Origin of the sequence: Enterococcus sp. 10F3_DIV0382 (assembly GCF_002140245.1) — a bacterium.
Taxonomy (GTDB): domain Bacteria; phylum Bacillota; class Bacilli; order Lactobacillales; family Enterococcaceae; genus Enterococcus_B; species Enterococcus_B lactis.
The window spans coordinates 297,942-317,998 of the sequence record NZ_NGMF01000002.1; the positions used below are offsets into that span (position 1 = coordinate 297,942).

The window sequence follows — 20,057 nt, forward strand, 5'->3', positions numbered from 1 at the left end:
AGATAGACGAGTCGTGATCGTTAACTCACTTGAGAGGCAATAATGATTGATTATTGCAATTTAGGTGGTACCGCGTAAATCATACGTCCTAAAATACGAAAGTATTTTAGGACGTTTTTTAGTTTAAAGGAGGAAAACAGCATGACGGAAGAAAATAATCTATCAACAAAATATAACCCGCAAGAAGTTGAAGCTGGACGTTATCAGCATTGGTTAGAACAAGATTTGTTTAAACCGAGTGGAGATAAAAAAGCAAAACCTTATTCAATCGTGATCCCACCCCCAAATGTTACCGGAAAACTTCATTTAGGGCATGCTTGGGATACGACCTTGCAAGATATGCTGATTCGTCAAAAGAGAATGCAAGGATATGATACTTTATGGTTGCCTGGTATGGACCATGCAGGAATCGCGACACAAGCAAAGGTAGAAGCAAAGCTTAGAGAGCAAGGAATTTCTCGCTATGATCTAGGTCGTGAAAAGTTCATCGATCAAGTGTGGGAATGGAAAGAAGAGTATGCAAGTCATATCCGTGAACAGTGGGCTAAAATGGGATTATCTTTAGATTACAGCAGAGAACGTTTTACATTAGATGACGGATTATCTGAAGCAGTACGTAAAGTTTTTGTTACCTTATATGAAAAAGGGTTGATCTATCGCGGTGAATACATCATCAATTGGGACCCTCAAGCACGAACAGCTCTATCTGATATCGAAGTTATTCATAAAGACATTGAAGGCGCCTTTTACCATATGAGCTATGAACTGGCAGATGGATCAGGCGTAGTAGAAATTGCGACGACCCGGCCAGAAACGATGTTGGGAGATACGGCGATTGCTGTTCACCCAGAAGACGAGCGTTATCAAGCGCTGATTGGCAAAAAAGTGATTCTACCTTTAGTCAATAAAGAAATCCCAATCATTGCAGATGAATATGTAGATATGGAGTTTGGGACAGGTGTAGTAAAAATCACTCCAGCACATGATCCAAACGACTTTGAGGTAGGTAATCGTCATGAGCTTCCACGAGTGAATGTGATGGATGATGATGGTACAATGAATGAACTAGCAGGAAAGTATGCTGGAATGGATCGTTTTGCTGCTCGTAAAGCAATCGTGCAAGATCTAAAAGAAATCGGCCGATTGATCAAAATCGATACGATGGTCCATAGTGTGGGACATTCCGAGCGGACAGGTGTCGTTGTCGAACCTCGATTGTCTACTCAATGGTTTGTAAAAATGGCGCCGTTAGCAAAAAAAGCCATTGATAACCAAGAAACAGATCAAGCAGTGGAATTCTTCCCTCCAAGATTCAATCAAACATTTTTACGTTGGATGGAAAATGTCCATGACTGGGTAATTTCACGACAATTATGGTGGGGACATCAAATCCCTGCATGGTATCACAAAGAAACAGGCGAAATGTATGTAGGAATGGAAGCACCAGCTGATAGTGAAAACTGGGTCCAAGATCCGGATGTTTTAGACACTTGGTTTAGTTCAGCATTGTGGCCTTTTTCAACGATGGGCTGGCCAGACACGGAAAGCGAAGATTATAAGCGGTACTTCCCTACTAGCACCTTAGTAACTGGTTATGACATCATTTTCTTCTGGGTAAGCCGAATGATCTTCCAAAGTTTGGAATTTACTGGCGAACGACCATTTGAGAATGTCTTGATTCATGGATTGATTCGTGACGAACAAGGGCGGAAGATGAGTAAATCATTGGGTAATGGGATCGATCCGATGGAAGTAATCGAAAAGTATGGAGCAGATGCTCTTCGTTGGTTCTTATCGAATGGTTCTGCACCAGGACAAGATGTTCGCTTCAGCTATGAAAAAATGGATGCTTCATGGAACTTTATCAATAAAATCTGGAATGCTTCACGTTTCGTTATCATGAATATCGAAGGAATGACCGTAGAAGAGATCGATTTATCTGGAGAAAAATCAGTGGCTGACCGTTGGATTCTTACTCGTTTGAACGAAACAGTCGCACGTGTAACTGAATTATTTGATCGTTTTGAATTTGGTGAAGCCGGTAGACAACTGTATAACTTTATCTGGGATGATTTTTGTGACTGGTATATCGAAATGAGCAAAGAAGTACTTTATGGAGATGATGCTGTTTCAAAACAAACAACACGTAGTATCCTAGTCCATACCTTGGATCAGATTTTGCGTTTGTTGCATCCAATCATGCCATTTGTCACAGAAGAAATATGGGAACATATTCCTCATCAAGGAAATTCTCTAGTAGTAGCAGAATATCCTGTGGTACGTCCAGAGTTTGACGATGAAACTGCTTCTAAAGGAATGGAAGTATTGAAGGAATTGATTCGAGCCGTTCGAAATATTCGTTCAGAAGTGAATACACCATTGTCTAAACCAATTACGCTATTAATCAAAACAAACGATGCTAAAATCGATCAATTTTTAGTTGAAAATACAAGCTACATCGAACGCTTCTGCAACCCAGAAGAGTTGACGATATCAAGTGAGATCACTGCACCAGATCTAGCGATGTCAGCTGTTCTGACAGGTGCAGAAATCTTCTTGCCGTTAGCAGGATTAATCAATATCGAAGAGGAAATCAAACGATTAGAAAAAGAACTGGAAAAATGGACAAGCGAAGTGAAACGTGTCCAAGGAAAACTTTCTAATGAACGGTTTGTTTCTAATGCGCCGGAAGAAGTAGTAGAGGCAGAACGTGCAAAAGAAAAAGATTATTTAGAGAAGCAAACGGCTGTCAAAGAACGAATCGAAAGTTTGCGTACTATTCAATAAAAGCGGGGAATACCACTTATTCCGAATAAGGGGATGTGACATGATTATTGTCGCATCCTCTTTTTTAGTCTACTCTGATTACTTAGAAAAAAGAGCGATTTATCATGTATCCGGAGCAGATTTTTTTCTCTATCGTCCTTTTATTTTTCTTATGTCTTCTATTTGTTATAATAAAAGAGAAATGGGGGAATTGTTGATGACGATTGAAGAAGCAATAGAATGGATCCATAGTCGATTACCATTTGGTTCACGTCCTGGTCTTGACCGAGTCGAAGCTTTATTAGAAGTGGTAGGTCATCCGGAGAGGAAAGTAAAAACGATCCATATCGCTGGAACAAACGGAAAAGGGTCTACTGTAGCCTATTTGAGAAGCCTATTAGAAGAAGCTGGTCTGATAGTTGGAACGTTTACTTCACCTTATATCGAAACGTTCAATGAACGGATTGCAATCAATGGCAAAAGTATCCCAGACAATGACTTGATCCAGCTTGTAAAAAAATATCAGCCGCTGATCAAACAACTTGATCAATTTGAAGCAGTAGCTGGTATCACTGAATTTGAGACATTAACAGCAATGGCATTTGATTATTTTTTGATGAAGAAAGTAGACGTAGCGATTATTGAAGTGGGCTTAGGTGGCTTATTGGATTCTACCAATGTAGCTGTACCGATGCTAACTGGAATAACAACGATTGGGCTTGATCATACCGAGATACTTGGAGAGACGATTGGAGAAATCGCTGCGCAAAAAGCAGGAATCATCAAACAAGGCGTTCCAGTTGTCACAGGAAACATCGGCCCAGAAGCTTTTAATGTCATCAAACAAACAGCTAAAGAAAAAAATGCGATGCTTTATGTATACGGGGAAAATTATAAAATAAACTATCTGCATCCTGATGAGACTTGGGGAGAAGTATTTGAATTCTTTAATGAAGCAGGGAAAATCCCTCAACTAACCACGCCGCTTTTAGGGCAACATCAAGCTGAAAATGCAGGAGTAGCCATCGAATTGTATTTTGTTTACTGTCAATTGGAAAAGCTGCCTTTCCGAGAAAAAGATGTTTTGAAGGGGTTGAAGAAATCTCGATGGCCAGGAAGAATGGAGCGTTTGAGTAACGAGCCATTAGTTGTTTTAGATGGTGCCCATAATACGCATGCAATGAACCGGCTTGTTGAGAATTTGAAAAAAGAATTCAAAGGATATCAAATCAACATTTTGTTTTCCGCCTTACGGACTAAAAATGTTAGAGAAATGCTAGAACGATTGCAGCAAGTACCAAATGTCCATATTTATTTGACGACCTTTGAACATCCAAAAGCCATCGAATTAAGTGAAGTATCAGATTTAGCAAGTGAAAGAGTATCAATTGTTTCATTGTGGCAATTCGGATTAGCAGATATATTGGAAAAGATGACAAATGAAGATGTATTAGTTGTGACCGGTTCGCTTTATTTCATTTCAGAAGTTCGTCATTTATTAATACAATTAGGAGGAGACCATGAAGTATAATGCAGTGATTTTTGATATGGATGGTTTATTGTTTGACACAGAGTTAGTATATTACGAGGCTTCACAAGTAGTAGCAGATAGGATGGGTTTTCCATATGATAAAGACCTGTATTTAAAATTCTTAGGTGTTTCCGATGAAGAAGTGTGGGCGAATTATCATATGATTTTTGCGGAATTCGGCAAAACAAGCGTACAAAGATTTATAGATGATTCATACCAGGAAACGCTTGAGCGCTTTTCACAAGGAGCTGTACAAATGAAGCCAGGGGTGTTGGAACTCCTCTCTTTTTTAGAAGAACATCAGATTCCCAAAGTTGTCGCTTCCAGTAACCAACGAGCTGTCATTGAACTTTTATTGAAGAAGAACAATCTGTTTGAACGATTTGAGACGATTATTTCCGCAGAGAATGTCCAACGAGCAAAACCAGATCCGGAAATTTTTTTATTAGCCAATCAGAAATTAGGTACAGCTAAGAAAGAAACATTGATTTTAGAAGATTCACAAAATGGTATTTTAGCAGCTTCTGCGGCTGAGATCCCTGTAGTCATGGTGCCAGATTTGCTTCCGCCTTCCCAAGAATTGATCAAAAAAACGGCTGGGGTCGTTTCTTCTTTGCATGAAATCCCTGCATTGATAAAATAAAAATCCATCTCTTTTCGTATCTTATTTTAGAAAAGATAGAAAGGAGATGTTTTTTTGGAAAAACGATTGATGAAAGAAGTACCAACTAGCTCTTTACCAAGAGAACGTATGGAAATTTATGGAGCTGAAGCTTTATCGGATCAGGAGCTTTTAGCCATTTTACTGCGTACTGGTCAACACCCTCATAGTGTGATGTCGATTGCTAGCAATCTGTTAAAAACGTTTGGTGGATTGGCTTCTTTACGACAGGCGACTTTGCATGAGTTAGAAGAGATTCGAGGGATAGGACGTGTGAAAGCAATCGAAATCAAAGCCTTGATCGAGTTAGGCCGCCGCATTCAGACGGACCAAGAAAGAGCAGCTCCGGCCATTCGTACTAGCAATGAACTGGCACAACAATTGATTCTGGAAATGAAAGATTACAAACAGGAACATTTGATTTGTATTTATTTGGACACGAAGAATCAAGTGATCTTAAAAAAGACAGTGTTCATCGGTTCGCTGAATCAGTCAGTCGCTCATCCTAGAGAAATATTTCATTATGCTGTACGTTATTGCGCGGCAAGAATCGTTTTAGCACATAATCATCCGTCTGGTAATGTTATTCCATCACAACAGGATATGAATTTTACTAAAAGGATACAAAAGTGTGGAGAAATGATGGGTATCACTGTACTGGATCATTTGATCATCGGACGTAAACGATATTTTAGTTTGAGAGAAGAAGGATTAATGGAAGAGAAGTAAGTTGCTTTCTTGCAAAAAAAATGAAGCAAGTGTACAATTATATTGTAATTTTGTTTGGGAATAGAAGTTGAAACATCTGTTGCACCTCTATCGTACACGAGCAATGTTACAATTTAAATAAGTGCTTTTGGCACGAGGAGGATATTATTATGGAAAACGGAACAGTAAAATGGTTCAACGCTGAAAAAGGATTTGGATTTATCTCACGTGAAGATGGAAGCGACGTATTCGTTCACTTCTCTGCTATCCAAGGTGACGGATTCAAAACATTAGAAGAAGGTCAAGCAGTGACTTTCGACGTTGAAGAATCAGACCGTGGCCCACAAGCTGCAAACGTTGTAAAAGCTTAATTTTATCTGTAAATCAAATTGATGGTAGGCATCAATTTTTACGAGAGAACAAAGCGAGTAACAAAAATACCTGCCACAAGAGGAAATTTCTCTTGTGGCAGGTATTTTTGTATGAAAAAGTAAATAAATTTTAAGAGGTTGTGAAAAAGCTGCCCTGTATCAAGCAATAAGAACAGCCAAATAAAAACAACTTGTCCTGTTTTCCGTTTGTTTTCTCTTATACTCAGGTCAGGGCACTAATTTCACAACCTCTTACTTATTCTTCATCTGGTGTCATGACCATCGGTAAAATCATTGGATGCCTTTCTGTACGTTCGAATAAGAATGGCTGAAGCGCGCCAGTCATCGCTTCTTTCAATTTATATTCTGAACAGTCAGGTCCATTTAAACATTCTCTTAAAGCATGGAATAAGATTCGCTGAGCTTCATTGATCATTTCTCCTGATTCTCGCATGTAAACAAATCCACGAGAGAGAATATCTGGACCAGCTAAGATTTCTTTTTTCTTGATATCTACTGTTGCAACAGCTAATACAAGACCTTCTTCTGAAAGCAAGTGACGGTCACGTAAAACGACATTACCGATATCACCGATTCCGCTACCATCGATATACACATCTCCAGCCACAAAATGCCCAGCAGGACGTGCAGAATCGCTAGTTAACGCTAAAACATCGCCATTTTCCATGATGAAGCAGTTTTCTGCAGGAACACCTACATCTTGTGCTAGAGAAGCATGGACTTTCAGCATGCGGAATTCTCCATGGACAGGGATAAAATATTTTGGTTTCATCAAGCGAAGCATCAATTTTTGTTCTTCTTGTCCACCGTGACCAGAAGTATGGATGTTATTGATTTTTCCATGGATTACTTCTGCGCCAGCTTCAGACAGCAAGTTGATCAAATGATTGACACTTGTCGTATTACCAGGGATAGGTGAACTTGAAAAGATCACTGTATCGTCTGGCTGGATTTGGATTTGACGGTGGGTACCATTTGCAATACGGCTCAAAGCGGCCATCGCTTCCCCTTGAGAACCTGTACATAGGATCATCGTTTCGTTAGCAGGCAAGCGATTGATTTCATGTGCATCTACAAATGTGCCGTCTGGAACTTTGATATATCCTAAACGTTGGCCATTGACAATGGCATTTTCCATGCTACGTCCGAAAACAGCGATTTTACGACCAGTCGCCACAGCGGCATCTGCTGCTTGCTGCAAACGGAAGATATTAGAAGCAAAGCTGGCAAAAATAATACGACCTTCGATTTTTGAAAAGATCTTCAAGATAGAATGACCAATCGTTTTTTCTGATTTAGTAAATGTTGGAATCTCAGCATTTGTACTATCAGATAAAAGGCACAAGACACCTTCTTCCCCGATACGAGCCATTTTATGCAAGTTTGCTGGTTCGCCAACGGGAGTGAAATCAAACTTGAAGTCTCCAGTCGCTACGATATTACCAGAAGGTGTTTTCACCACGATTCCTAATGCGTCTGGGATACTATGAGTCGTTCTGAAAAAGCTGACAGAAGTTTTTCTAAAACGAATGATCGTATCTTCATTGATTTCATGAAGCTCTGCCTCTCGAAGCAAGCCATGCTCATCTAATTTGTTCGTGATCAACGCTAATGCGAGAGGACCAGCATAGATAGGAATATTTGCTTGTTTTAGCAAGTAGGGTATTCCGCCGATGTGGTCTTCGTGCCCGTGAGTAATCACTAGGGCTTTTACTTTGTGCAAGTTTTGTATGATGTAGCTGTAGTCGGGAATGACATAGTCAATTCCAAGTAGATCGTCTTCCGGGAACTTGATCCCGGCATCAATCAAAATGATTTCATCTTGGAATTGTACCCCATACGTATTTTTCCCGATTTCACCTAATCCACCAATAGCAAAGACGCCTGTCTCATTATTTTTGATGGAAAGTTTCATATTAAAACTCCACTAATGAGAAATCAGCATTTTCTTTTTCGTATTCTAGATGACTTCCTTCTAGAAGTTGAACGAATTCAATATTGTATGGGGTATTTTCTTCCACACGTTGGCGAGCGTCTACATCGCTTTTTGCCTCAATGTAAAGAGATTTTGTTTCTTCCCGTTTAGGGTTACGTACTTTTGTTTCTTGATAATAAACTTTATAGATCATTGTTTTGTCTCCTTTATCTGCGTAAAGCAGTGATTTAGCTAGTTGATTTTTTTAGACAACACAAAACGAGGGGACAAGCCACCTAGTTTTTCATATGCTTTGACTAGAATACTGGATTCGAGTCAAAGAGACAAGCCTCGTTTTTGCTCATCTGTTCGGATATTTTTTCAACCGTACCTTCTGTATAAAAAATATACAACAATTAATTGTTATTCTAGCATAAAACAGCAAATAAGTATAGAAATCAACTAGATTGAAAGAAAAAATCAACGTTTATCATTTTACTATAATTATAATGACTTTTTTATGAGAGAAGTGTTCTATTAATAGGTTCGTTGTGCTATCATTTTTAGTAATGAAAATGTAACAAAAGATTAAAAGGAGATGAGAAAGTGAAACTAATGTGGCATTATACCATGCGTTATAAGAAATTCTTGTTTTTCAATTTCATATGCGTATTCGGTTTTATTTTGATTGAATTAGGACTTCCTACGATTTTAGCACGTATGATTGATGTAGGAATCCGCAATGATGATTTTGATTATGTGAAACAGCAAGGGATATTTATGATCGTTATTACCGTAATCGGTATTATTTTGAATATCTTGTTAGGTTATTTTGGTTCGAGGATCACGACCAATATCGTAGCAGATATTCGAGATGATTTGTTCGAAAAGATCCAAAGCTATTCGCATCAGGAGTACGAAAATTTAGGCGTATCTTCCTTGATTACTCGTACAACAAATGATGCTTATCAGATCATGTTGTTCCTGCAAAATATTTTGCGTATCGGTTTCATGGCGCCGATGATGTTCGTTGTCAGTTTGTACATGGTCATGCGTACAAGTGTGACACTCAGCTTGTATGTAGTAGGCGCATTGCCTTTGCTATTATTGGCGGTCGTAGCGATTGCTAAGGTGTCTGAGCCGTTATCTAAAAAACAACAAAAAAACTTAGATAAAATCAATAGTATCTTGCGGGAAAACCTTTCAGGATTGCGTGTGATTCGTGCATTCGTTAATGAAAAGTTTGAAGAAAAACGCTTTGCTGTAGTCAACGAGAATTATGCTGCTAGTTCGAAAAGCTTGTTCCGTTTGATGGCTGTTGCACAACCAGGTTTTTATTTCTTATTTAATATCGTGATGGTATTGATCATTTGGAGCGGGGCAGTGCAAATCGATGCTGGCGAACTTCGGGTAGGAGATTTGATTGCATTTATCGAGTATATATTCCATGCCTTATTCTCATTCATGTTATTTGCCAGTGTGTTCATGATGTATCCAAGAGCAGCCGTTTCAGCTGGACGTATCCAAGAGGCACTAGATGCCAAACCTTCGATTGTAGAAGATCCAAATGGTATATCGGATACGAAGACTAAAGGGTATATCGAATTTCAAAATGTAACATTTGCTTATCCAGGCCATTCGCAAGAGCCAGTGATTCGAAATGTCAGTTTTACAGCCTCTCCAGGAGAAACCGTTGCTTTTATTGGAAGTACCGGTAGCGGAAAATCTACGTTGATTCAATTGATTCCTCGCTTTTATGATGTGAGTGAAGGAAAGATCTTGGTCGATGGAGTAGACGTGAGAGATTATCGGTTAAGCAAGTTGCGAGATAAGATTGGGTTTATTCCGCAAAAAGCGCTGCTATTTACTGGAACGATTGCCGATAATTTGCGATACGGGAAAGAAGATGCCACACAAGAAGAAATGGAACGTGCAGCTGAGATTGCTCAAGCTTCAGAATTCATTTCTCGAAAACCAGATGGATTTGACGAACATTTATCAGAAGGTGGTTCCAATTTTTCAGGTGGACAAAAACAACGATTGGCAATAGCCAGAGCCATCATACGCCGTCCGGAAATCTATATTTTTGATGACAGCTTTTCTGCATTAGATTATCAAACGGATGCGAAGTTACGTGCTCGTCTGAAAAAAGAAACAACAGAGTCTACTGTGTTGATCGTAGCACAACGTGTGGGAACGATCATGCATGCAGATAAGATCATCGTATTAAATGAAGGAGAAGTCGTCGGTATGGGGACACATCGGGAGTTGTTGGAAAAATGCCCGATTTATTATGATATTGCCGCTTCTCAATTATCAAAGGAGGAACTAGCATGAAAAAAACCTTTTCTTCCTTAAAACGTTTAGCTCGATATATCAGACCGTATCGTGGGACATTTCTTCTAGTGATCCTATTTACAGTTCTGACAGTGGCTTTCAACGTGGCTTTGCCATATGTTACAGGACTTCCTACTACAGAAATCAGTCGTAATATTGCCAATGGCGAATCAATCAATTTTTCTTATATATTCAAATGTCTTATTTGGATCACAGTGGTCGGAATAGGGTATTGTATTTCGCAATTGCTTTCTGGGGTTTTGATGACAAATGTCGTTCAAAGTGCCATGCATGATTTGCGAAGAGACATAGAAGAAAAAATCAATCGCCTTCCGGTTTCTTATTTCGATAAAAACCAACAAGGAAATATTTTGTCTCGTGTGACGAATGATGTAGATGCAGTCAGCGGTGCTTTACAACAAGCTTTTATTGGAATCGTAAATGCGATATTGGGAATTACGTTGGCTGCAGCAATGATGTTTTATATCCAGCCGATGATGGCGCTGATCTCTATGATCATGATTCCAACATCGATCTGGATCTCCAAACGAGTAATCAATGCTTCGCAGAAATATTTTCAAAGCATGCAGAATTCGCTTGGTGAGCTAAACGGCTACGTTCAAGAAAATATGACAGGTTTCAGTGTATTGAAAGTATACGGACGCGAAAAAGAAACATTGGAAGGATTCAAAAAAGTAAATCACAGCTTGAAATACTTTGGGTTCCGCGCAGCGTTCATTTCTGGGTTGATGATGCCATTAGTTCAACTAACTGCCTATGCTACTTATATTGGTATGGCTGTTCTAGGAAGTTTCTATGTTATTACTGGGGCGATCGTTGTTGGTCAACTTCAGGCATTCATCCAATATATTTGGCAAATCAGCCAGCCGATGGGGAACGTGACCCAATTGTCTTCTGTTTTGCAAAGTGCATCAGCGGCAACAAAACGTGTATTCGAGATTTTAGATGAGCCAGAAGAAAAAGAAAACAAAGTAGATGTTTCACTGCCAGAAACGATTTTAGGAGATGTGACATTCGATCATGTCGATTTTGCGTATGATCCGAAGAAACCATTGATTCAAGATTTGAACTTTGAAGTGAAAGCAGGTCAAACCGTGGCTGTCGTCGGTCCGACCGGTGCCGGCAAGACGACCTTGATCAATCTATTGATGCGTTTTTACGACGTAGACAAAGGAGCTATCAGGATCGACGGGATTGATACCAAATCAATGAGCCGCAGTGACGTCCGTTCGCTATTTGGTATGGTCTTACAAGATGCATGGCTCTATCAAGGAACGATTGCCGATAATATCCGTTTCGGAAAGCTTGATGCGACAGATTATGAAGTAGTAGATGCTGCAAAAACAGCAAACGTAGACCATTTTATCCGGACAATGCCAGATGGATATGAGATGCCCATAAATGCTGAGGGAGACAATGTGTCTTTAGGACAAAAACAGTTACTGACGATTGCCCGAGCAGTGGTTTCAGATCCTAAAATTTTGATTTTGGATGAAGCGACAAGTTCAGTAGACACTCGTTTAGAAGCGTTGATTCAAAAAGCGATGGATCGCGTGATGGAGGGGCGGACAAGTTTTGTCATTGCTCACCGTTTATCGACGATACGCGATGCAGATCTGATTCTAGTGATGGATCAAGGTCAGATCATTGAAAAAGGAACACATGAGAGTTTATTGGCACAAGGCGGATTTTATGAAAAACTGTATAACAGCCAATTTGCTGAGGAAGCAGGATAAATCATAGAAGGATAAAACAGTTTGAAACTTATTTTTTGTTCTCCTTTCTTGATAATGGTAAAGTAAGGTTATCAAAAAAAGTGAGGGCACGGAGATGGAACAGTTTTTAAATGAAAAAATCACTGAAGCCAAAAGAGAAATTGATCGTTTAACGCACGTCTGTCAGACAAAACCACTTGATTCAGCTGATTTTTTTGAAAATGAGTTTCAAATCGAACGTTTGGCAGCACAAATCGAAGTGTACGAATTAGTTTTGAAGAAAGTAATAGAAGAAAATATAGAGGTACAATAAACAGGTAAAACGTCAGTTTACCAGATAGCGCAAATAGGCATCTGGACTGAGCAGGTTTTACCTGTTTTTTTCTTATAAAATAAATATATGCTATGATACATTTATTCAATAGGATTAGTTTCTACAAAAAACGAAAGGAGAAAATAGAGATGGAACGGTTTATAGCATCAAATGCTACAGTGATTGGTGACGTGACATTGTCAGAAGATGTGACGATCTGGTATCAAGCAGTTTTACGCGGGGACAGTAATTGGATAAAAGTAGGACAAAGAACGAATATCCAAGATGGTACAATCGTCCATGTCGATCATGATGCACCTGTGGATATTGCGGAGAATGTGACGGTAGGACATCAGTGCATGCTACATGGCTGTACAATCGAAAAAGGGGCGCTGATCGGGATGGGAACCACGATATTGAATCATGCGGTTATTGGTGAGAATAGTTTGATTGGTGCTGGATCATTAGTAACAGAAGGAAAAGTTATTCCTCCTAATGTCTTGGCGTTTGGTCGCCCAGCTAAAGTGATCCGACCTTTAACAAAAGAAGAAATCCAAAAAAACAAAGAAAACATCCAGCATTATGTCGAAATAGGTCGGATGCATGCGCAAGGAAAATTCAAGGAGCAAAGATAGGCAGTAGCATCCATAAAAATAAAAAAAGGATGGTCAGTTTGAGCTGGCCATCCTTTTTTTGGTTTAGATAAGAGAGCTTAAAAAGCTTCCTTTGAAACAGATTAATTTAATGAAGAACTGTTTTCCATGACTTCATCAATCAATCCATATGCTTTTGCTTGTTCAGCTGTCATATAGTTGTCACGGTCTGTATCTTTTTCAATCACTTCAAGCGGTTGGCCAGTGCGTTCAGCTAAAATTTTGTTTAAGCGTTCGCGTGTTTGTAAAATATGACGTGCCGCAATTTCGATTTCGGTTGCTTGACCTTGAGCGCCGCCAAGAGGTTGATGGATCATAATCTCAGCATTTGGTAAAGCAAATCGTTTCCCTTTTGTACCAGCTGTCAGCAAGAAGCTTCCCATTGAAGCAGCCATACCCATAACGATTGTTTGGACATCAGCTTTGACAAAGTTCATTGTGTCGTAGATAGCCATACCTGCTGTAACTGAACCACCAGGAGAATTGATATAAAGATAGATATCTTTTTCAGAATCTTGAGCATCTAAGAAAAGCAATTGGGCGATGATCGAATTAGCAAGATCATCAGTTACTTGGCCGCTTAACATGATGATACGGTCTTTCAATAAACGTGAGTAGATATCATAAGCTCTTTCGCCTCGTGATGATTGTTCAATGACTGTAGGAATTAAATTCATAATAGAGTTCCTCCTTGGTTTCGTTTAGAAATAGTGTACCATAATTTAGTTTCTAATACCTAAAAAGTAGTATACATTTTTGGTCAAAAAAGGTCAAATAAAAAACTTAGGCAAATTAGTCGCATAAACCTGCTTTATGGTATGATAAGCAGAGAAGCAAAACAAGGAGGAACAACAGATTGATAGTTGGTATTACCGGTCTTATCGGCGTGTTGACGGGTGCTGTAGTTGTCTATATCGGCATGATACTGCAAATGCGTCACTTGGAAAATAAAGAACAGCGTAGACGTGAATTGGAATTGAAAGTCAAAGAAATCGAGACGCTGAACCAATTAAATAAAAAGATCAACGAGATCTTGCAAAAACGGACGACGCTGATGGAAGAATATGTCAGCTTTGATGCATTCGATGATTGTTATATCACGATTGACGATTTTGCATATCTCCAATCATTTTCAGCGCAGAATAGTTTTTATCTGCCAAATTATATTTTAGACGAGCTGTTTAAGAACATCTCCCATCGAAAAGTGATTTTATCTCCAGATGAAACAATGAAGATTGGTGGATATGCTTATAAAGGCGGACGCGTGATTTTAGAGAATTTTACGGATAGTTTGACTGAAATGATCAATGAAAAAAAAGCACAGTTGAAGACTATGACGCGCCAGCCGATTGGTTTCTTCTCGAAAGATGATGTTTGGAGCTGATATTTTGAAGTATTGCCGTTGCACATGAGAGCGTGGCAATGCTTTCTTTTTTTCTTAATGATACAATAGAATTGAACGGAGTGAAGAAAGATGTTACAAATCTATGCTCATCGCGGAAGCAGCGGTACCCACCCAGAAAATACGCTTCCTGCATTTGCAGAAGCTGTACGAGTGGGTGCAGATGGTATCGAACTAGATGTTCATCTAAGCAAAGATGGTTATTTGATCGTTATGCATGATGAAGAAGTGGATCGGACGACTAACGGTAAAGGGCTGATTCGAGAAAAAACATTGGAAGAACTCAAAAAAATGAATGCAGGAGGCAAATTCAGCAAAGAATTTCCAGCAGCTAAAGTCCCTGAATTGAAAGAAGTTTTAGGACTGCTTCTCCAAAAAAATTACCGAGGGATGCTAATGATCGAAATTAAAACTGATCAGTATGAATATCCCGGTATCGAAGAAAAATTAGCCGAAACATTAAAAAGCAGAGATTGGCCTTTTCAACATGCATATTGCAGCTTTCATTTGGCTTCTTTGGAAAAAATCGCGTTATTGGAACCAGAGATACAGCTGGACTTATTGATGAGTACTTCTGATAAAAAGATCCAACTAGCAGCAGAAACCCCTTATATAGAAGGAGTACATCCAAAAAATACTTGGTTGTTCGAACATCCTGTCCAGGCAGCTGATTTTCCAAAAGCAATTCGTGCATGGACGATCAACGATGAAGAAGAAATGGCCAAATGTCAAGAACTCAAAATAGATGGAATAATAACTGATTTTCCGGAGAAAGCTCTTCGGTGGAAACAATCAACGAAAAGTAGGTAAAATATGGAAAAAGTATTAGTGATCGTCGGTCCGACAGCAGTCGGTAAAACAGCGCTAAGTGTGGAACTCGCACAACTATTTAGAGGAGAGATCATCAGCGGTGATTCATTGCAAATCTATAAAAATCTGGATATCGGTACAGCAAAAATCAAAGAAGAAGAGATGAATGATGTTCCGCATCATTTGATTGATGTGATCGAACCTACTCAACATTACTCAGCCGCTGATTTTCAGCGTTCAGGTCGACAATTGATTACTGAGATTGCGAACCGAGAGCATCTACCTATCATAGCTGGTGGCACGGGTCTGTATATCCAATCTCTTCTATACGATTACCAGTTAGGGGCGACAGAAGAAGCGAATCCTGAGATTAGAAAAAAGTATGAAACGTTAGCCGAGATAATTGGTTCCCAAGCGTTATGGAATCAGTTGAAAGAAAAAGACCCGGCAGCTGCTGAGAAAATCCACTGGAACAATCAACGCAAAGTGATAAGAGCTCTGGAAGTTTTGGAGACGACAGGGCATAGTATCACGGCACCTAAAGAAGAGCCAAAGCGATTATATGATTACCTCATGATTGGGTTAGATACGAAGCGTGATATCCTGTATGATCGAATCAATCACAGAGTCGATTTGATGCTAGCAGAAGGCTTGGTAGCAGAAGCACGTAAGGTATATGAGCTTGGAGAAGTCCAAGCCAGTCAAGGGATTGGATATAAAGAATTTTTTCCTTATTTTGAAGGGAAAGAAACATTGGAAGAAGCAACAGAACAAGTCAAACTACATTCGAGAAGATACGCGAAACGTCAGTTAACGTGGTTTCGGAACCGTTTGGATGCACAGTGGTTTGATCTTATAAGTGAGCCAAATCAAAAAAGTCAGATTGAGCAAACAATCAAAAAATGGCTGGAGGCGGAATAAAATGGAAGAAAAAGTAATCATCGTAGGGGTAGAAACCGAAGCAAACCAGCGTTACTTTTCAGAGTCAATGGAAGAGCTAGTTCAGCTGACGAACACCGCATCAGGAGAAGTCGTATTCACAATTACACAGAAGAGACCACAAGTAGATCGGCAAACGATTATCGGGAAAGGGAAATTACAAGAATTAGTTCAACAAGCAGATGCGCATGAAGCAGATTTGATCATCTTTAATCATGAACTGACTCCGAGACAGAGTCAACTGATTACGGATGCTGTTGGCCTTCCGGTGATTGATCGAGTACAGCTGATCCTAGATATTTTTGCGATGCGTGCTCGTTCGAAAGAAGGAAAGCTGCAAGTTGAACTTGCTCAGTTAGAATATCTTCTGCCTCGTTTAGTGGGGCAAGGGAAAACATTGTCTCGTCTTGGTGGTGGGATTGGAACAAGAGGACCAGGTGAAACAAAGTTAGAAACAGACCGCCGACATATACGGAATAAAATTTTTGCTGTTAAGAAAGAATTGAAAGAAGTAGAAGCCCATCGAGAGCGCAATCGTCAAAAAAGAAAAAACAGTGAGATTTTTCAGATTGGTCTTATAGGCTACACGAATGCTGGAAAATCAACCATCTTGAATTTATTGACACAAGCGGATACTTATTCAAAAGATCAGTTGTTTGCAACGTTAGATCCATTGACTAAAAGATGGCGTTTTGCTGAAGGATTTGAGATTACAGTAACAGATACCGTCGGGTTCATCCAAGATCTGCCTACGCAACTGATCGATGCTTTCCATTCTACGCTAGAAGAAAGTCAGAATATGGATCTTTTGTTGCATGTAGTCGATGCCAGTTCTCCAGATCGCATTTTACAGGAGCAGACTGTACTAAAATTGATGGATGAATTGAATATGAAAGAAATGCCGATACTGACTGTTTACAATAAGGCAGACCAGATTGATCCAGCGATGTTTACGCCCACATTATTCCCTAATGTCTTGATTTCTGCTCAAACGAAAGAAGGGAAGACGGCATTGATCGAAGCAATCAAGCGTCAACTGATGGAACTGATGACACCTTATACACTGTCTGTGCCAAGCAATGAAGGACAGAAATTAAGTGAGTTGAGAAGACAAACGATGGTTTTGGACGAAGCCTACATGGAAGAATCAAACGAGTATGAAGTGAGAGGCTTTGCAAAAAATGATTCAAAATGGTTGAGAAAAAGCAAATAAAATTTTGTTTTTTTACAATAAAAATCACTGAGAAAGAATAGCATAGTACAATAAAAGTAAAAGGTATCTGGTACGAAAATCAACTAGATACCTTTTTTTGCGTTCATGTTTTTTGTTATTTTATAAAAAAATAGAGGTCTCATGTTAGAAAACCTAACATATGCAGTTGACAATATTTTTTTTAATTGGTACACTTTAGCCAACTTATAAAACGAAAGGGGACGTCTGATGGGAGAAAAGGAATTGCGCCGATCTATGTCCGTATTTCCAATTGGTACAGTTATGAAGCTGACTGATTTATCTGCTCGGCAAATTCGCTACTATGAAGAACAAGATTTAGTTCATCCGGAACGAAGTGAAGGAAATCGCCGCATGTATTCGTTGAATGATATCGATATGCTGCTTGAGATCAAAGATTATCTTTCAGACGGGTTAAACATGGCTGGGATCAAACGTGTATACGAAATGGCACAGGCGAAAAAACAAGAAGCAAAAAGCAAGAAGCCGTTGACAGATCATGACGTTCGACAAATTTTTCGTGATGAGATTTTGGCGCAAGGTGGGTTAAGCAAAACAGGTCATTATCAGTCGCAAGGATTGCAAAGACAATTCTTTGACTGAATAAATTAAAAAAGGAAGAGGGATACCATGGTAAAGAAACAGATAACAGGTGAAGAGATCAAACGAATCATTGAGGAAGAAAATGTACGATTTTTACGATTGATGTTCACAGACATCTTAGGTACGATTAAAAATGTAGAAGTTCCAGTGAGCCAGATCGACAAAGTGTTAGAAAACAAAATGATGTTTGACGGTTCTTCGATTGAAGGATTTGTTCGAATTGAAGAAAGCGATATGTATTTGTATCCAGATCTCTCCACTTGGATGATCTTCCCATGGGAAAGTGCTCATGGAAAAGTTGCTCGTTTAATTTGTGATATCTATAATCCAGATGGGACACCATTTGCCGGTGATCCTCGTGGGAATTTGAAACGAGCATTGAAAGACATGCGCGACCTTGGTTTTACCTCTTTCAATTTAGGACCTGAACCAGAATTTTTCTTATTTAAATTAGACGAAGACGGTGGGATCACAACGACCTTGAATGATAAAGGTGGTTATTTTGATTTTGCACCAACAGATTTAGGTGAAAATTGCCGCCGTGACATCGTGTTGGAATTAGAAAGCTTAGGCTTTGAAGTAGAAGCTTCACATCATGAAGTAGCGCCAGGACAGCATGAAATTGACTTTAAATATGCGGATGTAGTAGATGCTTGTGATAATATCCAAACCTTCAAGCTCGTTGTCAAAACGATTGCACGCAAGCACGGACTTCACGCAACTTTCATGCCGAAACCGTTATTTGGAATCAATGGTTCTGGTATGCATTGCAATATGTCTTTATTCAATGATGAAGGAAATGTCTTCTATGATAAAGACGGTGAATTGGAACTAAGTGAAACAGCGTATCATTTCTTAGGCGGTTTGCTGAAACATGCTCGTGCCTATACAGCCGTTTGCAATCCAACAGTCAATTCTTATAAACGTCTCGTTCCAGGTTATGAAGCGCCTGTTTATGTCGCATGGAGCGGTCGTAATCGTTCGCCATTAGTACGTGTACCAGAATCTCGCGGTTTGTCCACACGTCTGGAATTGCGTTCAGTTGATCCATCTGCAAACCCATACTTGGCAATGGCAGTATTATTGCAAGCAGGACTAGATGGTATCCGTAATCAGATCACACCGCCAGCCGCTGTTGACCGTAACATTTATGTCATGGATGAGGAAGAAAGAGAAGCTGCACATATCCAAGACTTACCTTCAACTATCCATAATGCTATCAAGGAATTACGTAAGGATAATGTAATGATTGATGCATTAGGACAACATATCTTCTCAAATTTTGTTGAAGCAAAACGTCTCGAATGGGCGGCATTCAGACAAACTGTTTCCGAGTGGGAAAGAGAACAATATCTAGAACTTTATTAAAACAGGAATGCCGTGAATTAGAGGTTGTGAAATCAGCGGTTTGACCTGAGTATTAGAGAAACAAACGGCAAAATAGTTCCTCATATTTTGCCGTTTTTTGAGCTAATACCGAGGGTCAGCTGATTGAACACCGTTTAGTGGAGAGGTTGTGAAAAAGCTGCCCTGCATCAAGTAATAAGAACAGCCAAGCAAAAACAGCTACTTATGTTTTTGACTTGGTTGGACTTATTACCGCAGATGCAAGTTTTTGAACACCGTTTATCAAGAGGTTGTGAAAAAGACGTTTAGTTTCGAGTATTAAGAAAAATTTTGTGAAAATGGTTCCTCAAATTTTTGCATAAATTTGGCTTAATACCGAGAAACTGGCTTTTGAACACCGTTTATTTAGAAATAAAGGGGGCACGACGTTTGTCGCACCTCCTTATTTTTTTATCTATTATTTCACTTAAAATTTTTCAGTAAAGATTTCCTGATTTGCTTAAGTTTAACGTTAGCTATGTTTATCTAAAGCCTATTATGTGGGTTAAATTTTTTTGCACTCATAAAGGACTTAAGAAATAATTTCTCAAAGGATATCGAAAAAGAAAAAATTGTAAGCGGATAGTCTTCATTTGAGTACTTGACTTTCCCTCAGTCAGCTTGTATTATACACCTTGGGCACCCTTTTAAAGGGTCAGAAGTTTACAGAAATT

At 39.3% G+C, this 20,057-nt stretch carries 18 protein-coding genes, 1 pseudogene and 1 other annotated feature (1 of these 20 only partly in view); of the genes and pseudogenes, 16 read left to right on the forward strand and 3 right to left on the reverse strand.

Annotated elements, in window-relative coordinates; genetic code table 11:
- Window positions 1-94 (forward strand) — a binding site (T-box leader) (it extends 123 nt beyond the left edge of the window).
- A 47-nt stretch (window positions 95-141) separates the two neighbouring features.
- From A5849_RS12020 to A5849_RS12040, 5 genes are all read left to right on the forward strand, one after another.
- A complete protein-coding gene (locus A5849_RS12020; protein WP_086310130.1) occupies window positions 142-2,787 on the forward strand; it encodes a valine--tRNA ligase in 2,646 nt (881 codons plus the stop codon).
- Between the two features lie 196 nt (window positions 2,788-2,983).
- The gene (locus A5849_RS12025; RefSeq protein WP_002320195.1) at window positions 2,984-4,297 is read left to right on the forward strand and encodes a folylpolyglutamate synthase/dihydrofolate synthase family protein; all 1,314 of its coding nucleotides are present in this window, start codon (window positions 2,984-2,986) and stop codon (window positions 4,295-4,297) included.
- Window positions 4,287-4,940: an HAD family phosphatase gene (locus A5849_RS12030; protein WP_002310216.1), complete on the forward strand. Its 654-nt coding sequence runs from the start codon at window positions 4,287-4,289 to the stop codon at window positions 4,938-4,940. Before A5849_RS12025 ends, A5849_RS12030 begins: the two co-directional genes overlap by 11 nt.
- A 54-nt stretch (window positions 4,941-4,994) precedes the next feature.
- Window positions 4,995-5,687, forward strand: a complete 693-nt coding sequence (gene radC, locus A5849_RS12035; RefSeq protein WP_002310217.1) for a DNA repair protein RadC — start codon at window positions 4,995-4,997, stop codon at window positions 5,685-5,687.
- A 149-nt stretch (window positions 5,688-5,836) separates the two neighbouring features.
- A complete protein-coding gene (locus A5849_RS12040) occupies window positions 5,837-6,037 on the forward strand; it encodes a cold-shock protein (RefSeq protein ID WP_002294067.1) in 201 nt (66 codons plus the stop codon).
- A gap of 256 nt (window positions 6,038-6,293) precedes the next feature.
- Here A5849_RS12040 and rnjA read toward each other — a convergent pair whose 3' ends face one another.
- Together rnjA and A5849_RS12050 are read right to left on the reverse strand one after the other, a co-directional pair.
- Window positions 6,294-7,973, reverse strand: a complete 1,680-nt coding sequence (rnjA, locus tag A5849_RS12045; protein WP_002310218.1) for a ribonuclease J1 — start codon at window positions 7,971-7,973, stop codon at window positions 6,294-6,296.
- 1 nt (window position 7,974) lies between these two features.
- On the reverse strand, window positions 7,975-8,187 hold the full coding sequence (locus A5849_RS12050; RefSeq protein ID WP_002287947.1) for a DNA-directed RNA polymerase subunit epsilon: 213 nt from the start codon (window positions 8,185-8,187) through the stop codon (window positions 7,975-7,977).
- Window positions 8,188-8,579: 392 nt separating this feature from the next.
- Here A5849_RS12050 and efrA point away from each other — a divergent pair, with 392 nt between their 5' ends.
- The 4 genes from efrA (at window position 8,580) to A5849_RS12070 (ending at window position 12,994) form a co-directional block, all read left to right on the forward strand.
- On the forward strand, window positions 8,580-10,310 hold the full coding sequence (efrA, locus tag A5849_RS12055) for a multidrug efflux ABC transporter subunit EfrA (protein WP_002314241.1): 1,731 nt from the start codon (window positions 8,580-8,582) through the stop codon (window positions 10,308-10,310).
- Window positions 10,307-12,067 (forward strand): multidrug efflux ABC transporter subunit EfrB, encoded by a 1,761-nt coding sequence (efrB, locus tag A5849_RS12060; protein ID WP_002310221.1) that lies wholly within the window; start codon window positions 10,307-10,309, stop codon window positions 12,065-12,067. The genes efrA and efrB overlap by 4 nt, the downstream gene beginning before the upstream one ends.
- A gap of 94 nt (window positions 12,068-12,161) precedes the next feature.
- A complete protein-coding gene (locus tag A5849_RS12065; protein ID WP_002310222.1) occupies window positions 12,162-12,359 on the forward strand; it encodes a hypothetical protein in 198 nt (65 codons plus the stop codon).
- A 149-nt stretch (window positions 12,360-12,508) separates the two neighbouring features.
- Window positions 12,509-12,994, forward strand: coding sequence for a gamma carbonic anhydrase family protein (locus A5849_RS12070; RefSeq protein WP_002310223.1), 486 nt, complete (start codon window positions 12,509-12,511; stop codon window positions 12,992-12,994).
- A 101-nt stretch (window positions 12,995-13,095) separates the two neighbouring features.
- On the opposite strand, the gene clpP is transcribed toward A5849_RS12070, so the two are convergent.
- Window positions 13,096-13,689 carry an ATP-dependent Clp endopeptidase proteolytic subunit ClpP gene (clpP, locus tag A5849_RS12075; RefSeq protein ID WP_002289402.1) on the reverse strand — a complete coding sequence of 198 codons (594 nt, stop codon included), beginning with the start codon at window positions 13,687-13,689 and terminating at the stop codon, window positions 13,096-13,098.
- 179 nt (window positions 13,690-13,868) lie between these two features.
- On the opposite strand from clpP, the gene A5849_RS12080 reads away from it, so the two are divergent.
- The 7 genes and pseudogenes from A5849_RS12080 to A5849_RS15355 all read left to right on the forward strand — a co-directional run.
- Complete coding sequence (locus A5849_RS12080) at window positions 13,869-14,396, forward strand: hypothetical protein (protein WP_002289403.1); 528 nt, start codon at window positions 13,869-13,871, stop codon at window positions 14,394-14,396.
- A gap of 90 nt (window positions 14,397-14,486) precedes the next feature.
- Window positions 14,487-15,224, forward strand: coding sequence for a glycerophosphodiester phosphodiesterase (locus A5849_RS12085; RefSeq protein WP_086310131.1), 738 nt, complete (start codon window positions 14,487-14,489; stop codon window positions 15,222-15,224).
- A gap of 3 nt (window positions 15,225-15,227) precedes the next feature.
- Entirely contained in the window at window positions 15,228-16,145 is a 918-nt protein-coding gene (miaA, locus tag A5849_RS12090) for a tRNA (adenosine(37)-N6)-dimethylallyltransferase MiaA (protein ID WP_002346298.1), read from the forward strand.
- Window position 16,146: 1 nt separating this feature from the next.
- A complete protein-coding gene (hflX, locus tag A5849_RS12095; protein ID WP_002290340.1) occupies window positions 16,147-17,376 on the forward strand; it encodes a GTPase HflX in 1,230 nt (409 codons plus the stop codon).
- Window positions 17,377-17,604: 228 nt separating this feature from the next.
- Window positions 17,605-17,997, forward strand: coding sequence for a MerR family transcriptional regulator (locus A5849_RS12100; RefSeq protein ID WP_002290339.1), 393 nt, complete (start codon window positions 17,605-17,607; stop codon window positions 17,995-17,997).
- 27 nt (window positions 17,998-18,024) lie between these two features.
- The gene (gene glnA, locus A5849_RS12105) at window positions 18,025-19,365 is read left to right on the forward strand and encodes a type I glutamate--ammonia ligase (protein WP_002287001.1); all 1,341 of its coding nucleotides are present in this window, start codon (window positions 18,025-18,027) and stop codon (window positions 19,363-19,365) included.
- Window positions 19,366-19,786: 421 nt separating this feature from the next.
- Window positions 19,787-19,969 (forward strand): annotated as a pseudogene (locus A5849_RS15355) (hypothetical protein); the annotation flags it as partial.
- Between the last annotated feature and the right edge of the window lie 88 nt (window positions 19,970-20,057).

Bases quoted from the DNA above. Each gene is read 5' to 3' on its own strand.
- A5849_RS12065 (WP_002310222.1), top strand. From the start codon at position 12,162: ATGGAACAGTTTTTAAATGAAAAAATCACTGAAGCCAAAAGAGAAATT.
- A5849_RS12050 (WP_002287947.1), bottom strand. From the start codon at position 8,187: ATGATCTATAAAGTTTATTATCAAGAAACAAAAGTACGTAACCCTAAA.
- A5849_RS12040 (WP_002294067.1), top strand. From the start codon at position 5,837: ATGGAAAACGGAACAGTAAAATGGTTCAACGCTGAAAAAGGATTTGGA.
- A5849_RS12030 (WP_002310216.1), top strand. From the start codon at position 4,287: ATGAAGTATAATGCAGTGATTTTTGATATGGATGGTTTATTGTTTGAC.
- A5849_RS12070 (WP_002310223.1), top strand. From the start codon at position 12,509: ATGGAACGGTTTATAGCATCAAATGCTACAGTGATTGGTGACGTGACA.
- miaA (WP_002346298.1), top strand. From the start codon at position 15,228: ATGGAAAAAGTATTAGTGATCGTCGGTCCGACAGCAGTCGGTAAAACA.
- A5849_RS12085 (WP_086310131.1), top strand. From the start codon at position 14,487: ATGTTACAAATCTATGCTCATCGCGGAAGCAGCGGTACCCACCCAGAA.
- A5849_RS12025 (WP_002320195.1), top strand. From the start codon at position 2,984: ATGACGATTGAAGAAGCAATAGAATGGATCCATAGTCGATTACCATTT.
- glnA (WP_002287001.1), top strand. From the start codon at position 18,025: ATGGTAAAGAAACAGATAACAGGTGAAGAGATCAAACGAATCATTGAG.
- A5849_RS12020 (WP_086310130.1), top strand. From the start codon at position 142: ATGACGGAAGAAAATAATCTATCAACAAAATATAACCCGCAAGAAGTT.
- A5849_RS12100 (WP_002290339.1), top strand. From the start codon at position 17,605: ATGGGAGAAAAGGAATTGCGCCGATCTATGTCCGTATTTCCAATTGGT.
- clpP (WP_002289402.1), bottom strand. From the start codon at position 13,689: ATGAATTTAATTCCTACAGTCATTGAACAATCATCACGAGGCGAAAGA.
- efrB (WP_002310221.1), top strand. From the start codon at position 10,307: ATGAAAAAAACCTTTTCTTCCTTAAAACGTTTAGCTCGATATATCAGA.
- rnjA (WP_002310218.1), bottom strand. From the start codon at position 7,973: ATGAAACTTTCCATCAAAAATAATGAGACAGGCGTCTTTGCTATTGGT.
- hflX (WP_002290340.1), top strand. From the start codon at position 16,147: ATGGAAGAAAAAGTAATCATCGTAGGGGTAGAAACCGAAGCAAACCAG.